This window comes from Variovorax sp. Varisp46 (genome assembly GCF_059491885.1).
Map to the genome: position 1 here is coordinate 4,987,842 of NZ_CP168515.1, position 11,851 is coordinate 4,999,692.

Sequence of the window (11,851 nt, forward strand, 5' to 3'; positions counted from 1 at the left end):
AGGGTGTTTCTACTACCAGCGCGCCCCGAAGGTGCGGCGCAGTTCATCGATCTGTTCGGCGTTCAGCGGTGCAGGCCTTGCGGCGCTCGCAAGCATTTGAAGCCGGGCGGTTTCCTCTAGTTCCTCGAGCACGGCCATGGCGGCGGCCGGCGTGTCGTGCCAGACATTGGGGCCCAGGCGCGTGAGCATCACGGCACGGATCGGCGTGCCGGCAGCGCCGAGGCGCTCGACGGCCTGCGCCACCTGTTCGGCCGCTTCGGGCGCGCCGGGCCGGTGGTACGGGATGACCGGCACGTGGCCGACCTTCATCACGAAGTACGGTGTGAGTGCGGGCAGCAGTTCGTCGCCCGGTTCGTTCAGCGTGAGCGCAACGCAGTGCGTGCTGTGTGTGTGGATCACGCAGGCGGTGTTCGCATCGAACCTGCGCGTCGCGGCGTAAATGCGCGTGTGCAGTGCGATGGTCTTGCTGGCGCGATCGCCGCTGGTCTGCTGGCCTTGTGCGTCGAGCCTTGCCAATCGGGCCGGGTCGAGAAAACCGAGGCATGCGTCGGTCGGTGTGATCAGGAAGCCGTCGTCCAGCCGCACGCTGATGTTGCCGGCGGTGGCATGCACGTAGCCGCGCTCGAACAGGCTGCGGCCGACGCGGCAGATTTCTTCGCGGGCTTCGTTCTCGGTCATGCGAGCACTGTAAATGCCTTGGTGAAGAAATCGTCACTGCCGAAGTTGCCGGACTTCAGTGCGATGTGCACACCCGTCTCGGGCGCGGCGTCGGAGCGCGCGTGGCACCACGGCACACCGGGGTCGATCTGCGGGCCGATCTGCATCTGCGCGATGCCTAGCGCCTGCACGCATGCACCCGAGGTTTCACCGCCGGCCACCACCAGCTGGTGTACGCCGCGTTCGACCAGGCCGCGCGCGATGGCTGCAATGGTGCGTTCGACCATCGCGCCGGCCTCCTCGACACCGAGCCTGCCTTGCACCGACTTCACGGCGCCGGCTTCGGCGGTCGAGTAGACGAGCACGGGGCCCTTGTCGATCAAGGGCGTGGCCCAGGCCAGCACTTCGGCGGCAACGTCCACGCCCGCGGCGATGCGCAATGGGTCGACGGCCATTGCCGCGCCGCCGCGCTGGATGAAATCGAGCACCTGCCGGTTGGTGGCGAGCGAGCAGCTGCCCGAGACCACCGCGGTCCTGCCACCGGCCTTGGGCAACGCACTGGCCTGCGACGAAGGCGCGAGCCCGAAGTTGGCCGGCAGGCCGATGGCCACGCCCGAGCCTGCGGTGAGCAGCGGCATCTTCGCAAGCGCCGGGCCCATACGCAGCAGGTCGTCGTTCGACACCGCGTCGACGATGGCGATGCCCACGCCCTCGGCCTTCAGCTGTGCGATGCGCTCGTCGATGGCGGCCGCGCCGCGCGCCACCACGGTGTAGTCGATCAAGCCCACCTTGCGCTTGCACTGCGCCTGCAGCACGCGCACGAGGTTCGGGTCGGTCATCGGCGTGAGCGGGTGGTTCTGCATGCCGCTCTCGTTGAGCAGCACCTCGCCCGCGAACAGGTAGCCCTTGAACACGGTGCGCTTGTTGTCGGGGAAGGCGGGCGTGGCGATGGTGAAGTCGCATTGCAGCGCGTCCATCAGCGCCTCAGTCACGGGGCCGATGTTGCCCTGCGCCGTGCTGTCGAAGGTGGAGCAGTACTTGAAGTAGATCTGCCGCGCGCCCTGCGCCTGCAGCCAGCGCAATGCGTCGAGAGACTGCGCGATGGCCCCGGCCGGCGCGATGGTGCGCGACTTGAGGGCGACGACGACGGCATCGACGTCGGCATCGAGCGGGCCTTCGGGCACGCCGATGGCCTGCACCACGCGCATGCCCGCGCGCACGAGGTTGTTGGCGAGATCGGTGGCACCGGTGAAATCGTCGGCAATGCAGCCGAGCACGAGCTTGGCCATGGCTCAGCCCTTCACAGGCAGCTTCACGGCCTGCGCGTTCTCGCGAACGTAGTCGCGCAGGATGGCGTCGAAGCTTGCGTCGGCCTTCAGGCCCAGCGCCTCGGCGCGTGCCGCGTGGATGCGGCTGGGCCAGCTGGTGACGATCTTCGCGATGGCCGCATCGGGCTCCCAGTCGATGAGTCCGGTTGCCTCCTTGCCGGCGATGCGTTCGAGCGCCTGCGCCATCTCGCGCACGGTGGTCGTCAGCGCGGGCAGGTTGATGGCGGTGCGCGCCCCCCATTCGGCAGTGCTGGCCGTGGCCGCGCGCACGATGCCCGCGACGGTGTTGCCGGGCGAGGCCAGCGCGACCGGCGTGTCGGGCGACACCGGGCAGCGCGCGCGCTCGCCGGCCAGCGGCTCGCGCAGCATGCCGCTCAGGAAGCTGGAGGCCGCGCCGTTGGGCCGGCCGGGGCGCACCGACACCGTCATGAGCCGCACGTTGCGGCCCTGCACGAAGCCCTTGCGCGTGAAGTCGGCCACCAGCTGCTCGCCGATGAATTTCTGGATGCCGTAGCTGTTCTGCGGCGTCGGCAGCGTGGTGTCCTCGATCACGGCCGGCAGGCGCTGTTCAGGCGAATCTCCAAACACCGCGACCGAGCTGGAGAACACGAACACCGGCGAGTGGCCCGCGCGGCGCGCGGCTTCGAGCAGGCCGCGCGTGGCGTCGAGGTTGCTGCGCATGCCGAGGTCGAAGTCGGCCTCGCATTCACCGCTGACGGCGGCGGCGAGATGGAACACGAGCTGCGTCTCGGCGATGGGCAGCGCGCCGTTGCCTAGTTGTTCGAGCAGGTCGCCCTGCACGAACTGGATGCGCGCGTCGCCGGCCAGGTCGGCGGGCGGCGGCACGCGGTCGGCCAGCGTGATGCGCGACACGGGCTGCGCGGCGCCGCCGGCCAGTGCGAGGTTGCCGCCCGCGAGCAGCGTGCGGGCGAGGCGGGCGCCGAGGAAGCCGCAGCCGCCGGTGATGAGGATGTTCATGCTGTGTGTCTCTGCTTTCTACTTCAGGCTTGTTTTTTCGGGGCCGGCACTTCAATGCCCGGGAAGATCTTGATGACCGCGCTATCGTCTTCGCGCGCATAGCCCGCGGTCGAGGCCTGCATGAACATCTGGTGCGCGGTGGACGACAGCGGCAGCGGGAACTTGCTGGCGCGCGCCACGTCGAGCACCAGGCCCAGGTCCTTCACGAAGATGTCGACCGCCGACAGCGGCGTGTAGTCGCCCGCGAGCACATGCGCCATGCGGTTCTCGAACATCCAGCTGTTGCCCGCGCTGTGCGTGATGACCTCGTAGAGCGCGGCCGGGTCCACGCCTTCGCGCAGGCCCAGCGCCATTGCCTCGGCCGCGGCCGCGATGTGCACGCCGGCCAGCAGCTGGTTGATGACCTTCACCTTGCTGCCAGCGCCTGCCGAGTCGCCCAGGCGATAGACCTTGGCGGCCATCGCGTCGAGCACGGCGCCTGCCTTCTCGTAGGCGGCGGGCGTGCCGGCGGTCATCATCGTCATCTGGCCGCTCGCGGCCTTGGCGGCGCCGCCGGAGATCGGCGCGTCGAGGTACAGGATGCCCAGCTTCGCGAGGCGCGCCTCGAGCGCCACCGACCAGTTCGGGTCCACCGTGGAGCACATCACGAAGAGGCTGCCGGGCTTCATCGAGGCGGCGCATCCGGGCGTGGTGCCGTCGCCGAACAGCACCGACTCGGTCTGCGCGGCATTCACGACCACGCTGACCACGATGTCGCACTGCGCGCCGAGCGCGGCCAGCGTGCCGCAGGCCGTTCCGCCGTCGCGCGCGAAGGCTTCGGCCACCTCGCGGCGCACGTCGAACACGTGCGGCGCATGACCCGCGCGGCGCAGCGATTGCGCCATGCCGGCGCCCATGGCGCCGAGGCCCACGAGGCCGACGACTGGAGAATTGGAGGAAGAGGTCATCAGGATGTTCTTTCGATCAGCGATTCACGAGTTGCTTCGGCGTGAGCCACACGCCGATGGCGCCGAGCACCAGCGCCGCGGCCAGCACGTACATGCCGATCTGCGTGCTGCCCGTCAGATCTTTCAGATAGCCGATGAGGTACGGGCTCACGAAGCCCGCGAGGTTGCCCACCGAGTTGATGGCCGCGATGCCGGCCGCAGCCGCCGTGCCCGACAGAAAGGCGGTAGGCAGCGACCAGAACAGCGGCGCGCAGGTCAGCACGCCGGCCGCGGCGAGCGACAGGAAGGCGAGCGACACGGCGGTGTTCTGCGTGTACGAAGCCGCGACCGTGAAGCCGATGGCGCCCATCAGCGCGGGCACGATCAGGTGCCAGCGGCGCTCCTGGCGACGGTCGGCGCTGCGGCCGAAGAGGTTCATCGCGACGATGGCGCAGACGAACGGGATCGCGCTGAGCAGCCCGATGTGGAGGTTGCCCTGCACGCCCGTGGCCTTGACCAGCGTGGGCAGCCAGAAAGTCAGCGCGTATTGGCCCATGACGAAGGCGAAGTAGATCAACGCCATCCACCATATGCGCACATCGCGGAACACGCCAGCCACCGAGTGCGGCCCCTTGGCGCCGTGCTCGGCATCGCGCGCTATCTCGCGCTGCAGCAGCGCCTTTTCCGCCGCGTCGAGCCAGCGTGCCTGCGCAATGCCGTTGTCGAGGTAGACCAGCACCATCACGCCCACGATCACGGCCGGGACGGCCTCGATGATGAACATCCATTGCCAGCCGCTCAGCGACGCCGCGCCGTGGAAGCTGTCCATGATCCAGCCCGACAGGGGGTTGCCGAAGATGCCCGCCACGGGAATCGCCGACATGAACACCGCGATGATCCGCGCGCGCCGGTGGGCCGGGTACCAGTGCGTGAGGTACAGGATCACGCCGGGGTAGAAGCCCGCCTCGGCCACGCCGAGCAGGAAGCGCAGGATGTAGAAGCTGGTCGGCGTCTTCACGAACATGAAGCAGGCCGACAGCAGGCCCCAGGTGATCATGATCCGCGCGATCCAGATGCGTGCTCCGACGCGGTTGAGCAGCAGGTTGCTCGGCACCTCGAACAGGAAGTAGCCGAGGAAGAAGATGCCCGCACCCAGGCCGAACACGGTCTCGCTGAAGCCCAGGTCCTGCCCCATCTGCAGCTTGGCGAAGCCGACGTTGACGCGGTCGAGGTACGCGACCACGTAGCAGAGCATGAGGAAGGGCACGAGGCGCCAGAACACCTTGGCGTAGGTGCGCTTTTCGAGCGCGGCATCGGCTGTGGCGGACGGCGCGGCGTGCGTGGCGCCGGCCGGGAGGGTGGAAGAAGTCATGAAAAGGTTTGTCCCGCTTTATTTGTCAGGTCATCATACAAATTTGAGTTTTATTGATTGACCCGGGGAAACCCGAAGGCAACGCCTCCTGCGGCGACTTTCTGGTGTCTTTATGTGTCGGCGGACTCAGCTGCCGACAGGCCAGCCTTCGACCAGGGGCCGCGCGAGTTGCGCGCCTTCCTGCTGCCAGAACGCGGGATCGGCCAGCTCGATGCGGCGGATCGCGTTGTCCATGTGGCTCTTGGCCGCCTCGCGCGCGCGCAGCGGGTCGCCAGCCTCGATGGCCTCGACGATGCGCGCGTGTTCCTGCGCCACTTCGCGCGCGAAGTCGGCGCGGCGCGCCTCGTTGGCGCGCGTGACGCGGGTGGCGCCATGCAGGAACTGGCGCAGGTACTGCAGCGTGCCGATCAGGAACGGATTGCGCGCCGCCTCGGCGATGGCGCGGTGGAAGCGCACGTCCTCGTCGGCGCCGTTGCCGCCCGCCTCGACCGCCGCATGCAGCGCATCGATGGCCTCGCGGATGCGCTGCACGTCGTCGGCCGTGCGGCGCTCGGCGGCCAGCGCGGCCACTTCGGCCTCGAGCGCACGGCGCACCTCGACCATCTGGATGACGGCTTCGCGCGAGGCGACGTGCGGCATCTCGAAGCGCAGCGGCTCGACACCGGCGGCACGCACGTACACGCCGCTGCCCTGGCGCGAGTCGAGCAACCCCAGCGACTTGAGCCGCGACACGGCCTCGCGCACCACCGTGCGGCTGACGCCGAACTGCTCGGCCAGCGCGGCCTCGGTCGGCAGGCGGTCGCCTTCGGAAAGACGCCCGCTGCGCACCTCGGCCGCGAGCGCATCGGCCACCTGGTCGGCGAGGCGGACGGCGGGAGCGAGGGACTGGAAGCGGGCGGTCATGGGTGCGATGGAGGTGGGGCCTGCGACTCTAACGCAGGCCCTGCGCGGCCGCCGGCGCTCAGTTCAGCGCGTGCCGCGCGGCGTTTGCAATGCTCGCGGCATCCACCCCGAAGAATCCGCGCAGCGCCGCACGCGTGTCGCTGCGGCCGAAGCCGTCGGTGCCCAGCGTGAGGTAGCGGCGGCCTTCGGGCAGGAAGGCGCGCACGCTCTCGGGCACGGCGCGCACGTAGTCGGTGGCGGCAATGACCGGTGCCTTGCCGCTGCCCTTGCCGAGCTGCAGCGCGATGAAGGGCGTGCCGGCTTCTTCACCAGCCAGCGCGCGCTGCTCGCAGGCTTGGCCGTCGCGCGCAAGCTCGCTCCAGCTCGTGACGCTGAACACCTCGGCCTCGATGCCTTCATCGGCCAGCAGCTGCGCGGCCTTGACGACTTCCGTCAGGATCGCGCCCGAGCCCATCAGCGTGACCTTCTTCTTCGCCTTGCCGGAGGCCGGCGAATACACGCCGAAGCGGTAGCACCCGCGCAGGATGTCGCCTTCCGCACCTTCCGGCACATCGGGCTGCGCGTAGTTCTCGTTCATGAGCGTGACGTAATAGAACACGTCCTTCTGCTCGACCATCATCTCGCGGATGCCCGCGTCGACGATCACCGCCATCTCGCCCGCATAGGCCGGGTCGTAGGCCTTGCAGTTGGGAATGGTCGCGGCCACGAGGTGGCTGCTGCCGTCCTGGTGCTGCAGGCCTTCGCCGCCGAGCGTGGTGCGGCCCGACGTGGCACCGAGAAGGAAGCCGCGTGCGCGCTGGTCGGCCGCGGCCCAGATCGCATCGCCCACGCGCTGGAAGCCGAACATCGAGTAGTAGATGTAGAAGGGCAGCATGGCCAGTCCATGCACGCTGTAGCTGGTGGCCGCGGCCGTCCAGCTCGCGATGGCGCCGGCTTCGCTGATGCCTTCTTCAAGAATCTGCCCGTCGGTCGCTTCGCGGTAGCTCAGCACCGAGCCGATGTCTTCGGGCGCGTAGCGCTGGCCCACGCTCGAATAGATGCCCACCTGCTTGAACAGGTTGGCCATGCCGAAGGTACGCGCCTCGTCGGCCACGATGGGCACGATGCGCGGGCCGAGCGCAGCGTCCTTCATGAGGTTGCCCAGCATGCGCACGAAGGCCATGGTGGTGCTCATCTCCTTGCCGGCCGCGGCGGTCGCGAACTGTGCGTAGCTCGCGATGTCGGGCTTGGGCACGATGTCGCACGCTGTCTCGCGGCGCGGCATGGCGCCGCCAAGCGCCTCGCGGTGCTGGCGCAGGTAGCGCATCTCGGCGCTGTCCTCGGCCGGGCGGTAGAAATCCATCGCGATGGCCTGCGCATCGGTGAGCGGCAGGTTGAAGCGGTCGCGGAATTCAATGAGGTCCACGTCGCCCATCTTCTTGTGCGAGTGCGTGGTCATCTTGCCCTGCGCGGCGCTGCCCATGCCGTAGCCCTTCTTGGTGTGGGCGAGGATCACGGTCGGCTGGCCCTTGTGCCTGGCCGCTGCCGCGTAAGCCGCATGGATCTTCACGAGGTCGTGGCCGCCGCGCTTCAGGCGGTCGATCTGCTCGTCGGTCATGCCTTCGGCCAGGCGCGCGAGCTCGGGGTTCTGGCCGAAGAAGTTGTCGCGGTTGAAGCGGCCGTCCTTGGCGGCGAAGGTCTGCATCTGGCCGTCGACGGTGTGGGCGAACACGCGCGCGAGCGCACCGCTCACGTCCTGCGCGAAGAGGCCGTCCCAGTCGCTACCCCACACGAGCTTGACGACGTTCCAGCCCGCGCCGGCAAAGAGCTTTTCGAGTTCGTCGATGATGCGGCCGTTGCCGCGCACCGGGCCGTCCAGGCGCTGCAGGTTGCAGTTGACCACCCACACGAGGTTGTCGAGCTTCTCGCGCGCGGCGAGCGTCAGCGCGCTCATCGATTCGGGCTCGTCCATCTCGCCATCGCCGAACACGCCCCACACCTTGCGGCCTTCGCAGTTCAGCAGGTTGCGGTGCGTGAGGTAGCGCATGAAGCGCGCGTGGTAGATCGAGCTGATGGGGCCGATGCCCATCGAGCCGGTGGGGAATTGCCAGAAGTCCGGCATCAGGTACGGATGCGGATAGCTGCACAGGCCGCGCGCGCCGCTGCCGTCGGTGAAGGCGGGCGCGGTGAGTTCCTGGCGGTAGTGGTTCAGGTCTTCTTCGCCGAGACGGCCTTCGAGGTAGGCGCGCGCATAGACGCCCGGCGCGCTGTGCGGCTGGAAGAACACGAGGTCGCCGCGGTGCTGCTCGCTGCGCGCATGGAAGAAGTGGTTGAAGCCGGTTTCGAACAGATCGGCCGCGCTCGCGTAGCTGGCGATGTGGCCGCCGAGTTCGCCATACGCCTGGTTGGCCTTGGCCACCATCGCGAGCGCGTTCCAGCGCATCAGCGAGGCGAGCTTTTCCTCGATGGCGAGGTCACCCGGGAACGGCGGCTGGTCTTCCACCGCGATGGTGTTGACGTACGGCGTCGCGAGTTCGGGCTGCCAGCCGATGCGCTGCTGCCGCGCGAGCCGGGCCAGCTCGACCAGCATCTGCTTTGCGCGCTGCGGCCCCTGCGTTTGCGCCAGCGCCAGGAAGGCGTCGCGCCATTCGGCGGTCTCGGCGGGGTCGGGGTCGTGCGAGAGCGGCGTGTCGAGCAGCAGGGCACGCATCTGGTCGGGCGAAATCGGGGCGTTCATATCGGCACTTTAGGCCGCCACGCGAAAAATTAGCTACTGGCGAAGCCAATTCCCTGCGAGCGTCGCAGCATAAAATTCCGTCAATCTTCAACCTTCCGGCATTTCATGCAACTCGACGCCATCGACCTGCGCATTCTCGACGAGCTGCAGCGCGACGGCGCGCTGTCGAACGTGGAGCTGGCGCGGCGCGTGCACCTGTCGCCATCGCCCTGCCTCGCGCGGGTGAAGGTGCTCGAAGCGAACGGCGTGATCGGCCGCTATGTGGCGCTCCTCAGCGCCAAGGCGCTGGGCTTGGGGCTCAACGTGTTCATCTCGATCAGCCTCACGACGCAGAGCAAGCAGTCGCTCGCCGATTTCGAGCAGCGCATCGCCGAGCACGACGAGGTGATGGAGTGCTACCTGATGACGGGCGACAGCGACTACCTGATCCGCATCGCGGTGGCTGACATGGCGGCGCTGGAGAAATTCATCCTGGAACAGCTCACGCCGATTCCGGGGATCGAGAAGATCCGCTCCAGCTTTGCACTGAAGCAGGTCAGATACAAGACGGCGCTGCCGTTGCCGAAAGGATAGGCACTCCCCCAAGCTTCGCGCACTTCGTGTCGCTGCGCCTTCCCCCTCGCCGGGGGCAACACCAGAGGCCCGGCAGAGCCGGTTCCTCGGTGTTTCCCGAAAGGGGGGTGGCTCCTGCGAGGATCAGAGGCCGATCAGGCCGCCGTCGTTTTTCGTGATGACGATGGTTGCCGAGCGTGGGCGGGTGTTGCCGCCATCGGGCCAGTGGCTGAGGAACTTCGTCGGATCGGAGATGTTCCCCTTGGCCGTGCTCTCGCCTGGGTGCTGGATGTTCACGAACAGCGCGCGGCCGTCACCCGATTCGGCGATGCCGGTGATCTCGCAGTCGATCGGGCCGACCAGGAAGCGGCGCAGGCCGTCGGTGCCGGGGGCCTTGCCGATGAAGGTGGCCTGCGTGGCGGTGGTGGAACCGTCGACGTTGGTGATGGTCTTCGCGCCGCCGTCGCCGACCTTGCCCGGCAGGGCGGCCAGCAGCATGCAGTTGGTCACGTCGGTGTACGCGCCGTCGTCGGTTTCCAGCCACAGCAGGCCGGGCGCCGCCTGGCTGAACCACATGCCGTCGGGGCTGGAGAAGTCATTGTCGGCGCCGAGGGCGGACAGGTTCACGTCGGCCGATGCAGTCGAACGAGCACCGAACAGGTACACGTCCCACTTGAAGGTCACCGCGGTCGGGTCGCCGTTGGTGTCGGCAAAGCGCACGATGTGGCCGTTCGGGTTGCCCTTCTGGTCCGTGCCGGTGGTCGTCTTGTCGTTGTAGAAGCGCGGGTTGGCGGCGTCGGTCTTGCCGATCGGGCGCGAGCTGGCGTTGGTGTTGGTCAGCGTGACGTAGACCTCGCCGGTCTTCGGGTTGACGGCCGTCCACTCGGGGCGGTCCATCTTGGTAGCGCCGGCGGCGTCGGCGGCGTGGCGCGCATTGACCACCACGTCGGCCGCGTCGGCGAAGGCATAGGCGGAGTAGCTCGCGGTGATGTTGTTGACGCCGAGCTTCAGTTCGAGCCAGTCACCCGTGCCGTCGGCCTTGAACTTGGCCACGTAGAGGCGGCCGTCGTCCATGTACTTGTCGCCGGCGGCCATGCCGCCGCCGATGTCGGCCGCGTCCCAGTTCTTCGTGGAGACGAACTTGTAGATGTACTCGTTGCGCGAATCGTCGCCCATGTACCAGACCAGCGGCTTGCCGACCACGACCGGGCCCAGGCAGGCGCCTTCATGGCCGAAGCGGCCGAGCGCAGTGCGCTTCTTCGGCGTGCTCGTGGGGTTGAACGGGTCGATCTCGACGACCCAGCCGTAGGTGTTGGAGCCGTTGCGGTAGTCGTCGGTGGCGGTGCCGCCCACGACCACGACTTCGGTGTTCCAGCGGCCGTAGAGGTTGTCGGCCGTATCGGGCGTGACGGTGGCCCACAGCTCGCGGCCAGTACTCGAAACGCCATAGCGGCTGAAGGACGCCAGTTCCTTGGCCGTACGGTTGGCATTGTCGTTGGCGGCGATGCGGCGGAAGTAGCCGGCCCAGTTTTCCTCGCAGGTGAGGTACGTGCCCCACGGCGTGGTGCCGTTGGCGCAGTTGTTGAGCGTGCCGCGGGTCTTGCTGCCGTCGGTCGAGTACTTGGTCTTCAGGTAGTCGGTCTTGGCGGCCGGGCCCGAGAAGCTCATCTCGGTGAGCGTGTGGACGCGGCGATTGAGGGTCGAGTCCTGCTTGTAGCTCCAGGTGCTGCCGCTCTTGTTGACCTCGATCAGGCTCACGCCGTGCAGGTAGAACTCGCGCAGCACTTCGTCGGCGACGGTGCGCGCGGCCGCGTTGCCGGTGCCGCTGATGGTCTGGCCGGTGGAGTGCAGGAACAACGGCGTGATGGCCTCGTGGTTCATCACGAGCAGGCCGCGCGATGCGCCGGCGGGGTCCCACTTGTTCGACGCGTTCATGCCGAAGTAGGTCATGCCGTCGTGGTGGTCACCCGCGCGACGGTCGTACGTGGTGGCGTCGTCGGAACCGTCGTTCTTGTAGGCGGCGACGCCCGAAGCGATCGGATCACCCAGGCGATAGAGCACGCTGGCGGTGTAGCCTGCGGGCACGGTCACGACATCGGCGAGGCTCTTGGCCACGGGATTGAAGCCGAGCTTCATCGCAGCGGCAGGTGCGGGCGCGGGCGCGGGCGCTGGCGAAGGCGCCGGGGCGGGAGCGGGTGCCGGAGGCAGCACCGGGAACGCGGTGCCGCCACCTCCACCACCGCCGCAGGCCTGGAGCAGCGCCGTGCCGGCGGTGCCGACGCCCAGGCCGAACAGGTGGCGGCGGCTCAGGCGCGAGGCGATCAGGTCGGTGAACGAGGGGTTCGACGTGGGGTTGGTGCCGATGTCGTCGAGGTCGACCGAAGGATCGTCGGTGCGGGTATTTGCGGTCATGCGCAAT

General features: G+C 68.2%; 9 protein-coding genes. 1 reads left to right on the forward strand and 8 read right to left on the reverse strand.

What is annotated here, in order from left to right; genetic code table 11:
- Positions 1 to 12: 12 nt before the first annotated feature.
- The 7 genes from ACEN9N_RS23690 to mdeB form a co-directional block, all read right to left on the reverse strand.
- Positions 13 to 678 carry a class II aldolase/adducin family protein gene (locus ACEN9N_RS23690; RefSeq protein ID WP_495654654.1) on the reverse strand — a complete coding sequence of 222 codons (666 nt, stop codon included), beginning with the start codon at positions 676 to 678 and terminating at the stop codon, positions 13 to 15.
- Complete coding sequence (otnK, locus tag ACEN9N_RS23695; RefSeq protein ID WP_495654655.1) at positions 675 to 1,946, reverse strand: 3-oxo-tetronate kinase; 1,272 nt, start codon at positions 1,944 to 1,946, stop codon at positions 675 to 677. The genes ACEN9N_RS23690 and otnK overlap by 4 nt, the downstream gene beginning before the upstream one ends.
- Before the next feature lie 3 nt (positions 1,947 to 1,949).
- Positions 1,950 to 2,963 (reverse strand): D-erythronate dehydrogenase, encoded by a 1,014-nt coding sequence (gene denD / locus ACEN9N_RS23700; RefSeq protein WP_007829145.1) that lies wholly within the window; start codon positions 2,961 to 2,963, stop codon positions 1,950 to 1,952.
- A gap of 23 nt (positions 2,964 to 2,986) precedes the next feature.
- Positions 2,987 to 3,910, reverse strand: a complete 924-nt coding sequence (gene ltnD / locus ACEN9N_RS23705; RefSeq protein ID WP_413334328.1) for an L-threonate dehydrogenase — start codon at positions 3,908 to 3,910, stop codon at positions 2,987 to 2,989.
- Between the two features lie 16 nt (positions 3,911 to 3,926).
- Positions 3,927 to 5,261 carry an MFS transporter gene (locus ACEN9N_RS23710; protein WP_478178898.1) on the reverse strand — a complete coding sequence of 445 codons (1,335 nt, stop codon included), beginning with the start codon at positions 5,259 to 5,261 and terminating at the stop codon, positions 3,927 to 3,929.
- Positions 5,262 to 5,387: 126 nt separating this feature from the next.
- Complete coding sequence (locus tag ACEN9N_RS23715; protein WP_495654656.1) at positions 5,388 to 6,164, reverse strand: FadR/GntR family transcriptional regulator; 777 nt, start codon at positions 6,162 to 6,164, stop codon at positions 5,388 to 5,390.
- 58 nt (positions 6,165 to 6,222) lie between these two features.
- Positions 6,223 to 8,880 (reverse strand): alpha-ketoglutarate dehydrogenase, encoded by a 2,658-nt coding sequence (gene mdeB, locus ACEN9N_RS23720; RefSeq protein WP_495654657.1) that lies wholly within the window; start codon positions 8,878 to 8,880, stop codon positions 6,223 to 6,225.
- A gap of 105 nt (positions 8,881 to 8,985) precedes the next feature.
- Here mdeB and ACEN9N_RS23725 point away from each other — a divergent pair, with 105 nt between their 5' ends.
- Positions 8,986 to 9,453 carry an Lrp/AsnC family transcriptional regulator gene (locus tag ACEN9N_RS23725; RefSeq protein ID WP_413314073.1) on the forward strand — a complete coding sequence of 156 codons (468 nt, stop codon included), beginning with the start codon at positions 8,986 to 8,988 and terminating at the stop codon, positions 9,451 to 9,453.
- Positions 9,454 to 9,576: 123 nt separating this feature from the next.
- On the opposite strand, the gene ACEN9N_RS23730 is transcribed toward ACEN9N_RS23725, so the two are convergent.
- The gene (locus tag ACEN9N_RS23730) at positions 9,577 to 11,844 is read right to left on the reverse strand and encodes a PhoX family protein (RefSeq protein WP_495654658.1); all 2,268 of its coding nucleotides are present in this window, start codon (positions 11,842 to 11,844) and stop codon (positions 9,577 to 9,579) included.
- Between the last annotated feature and the right edge of the window lie 7 nt (positions 11,845 to 11,851).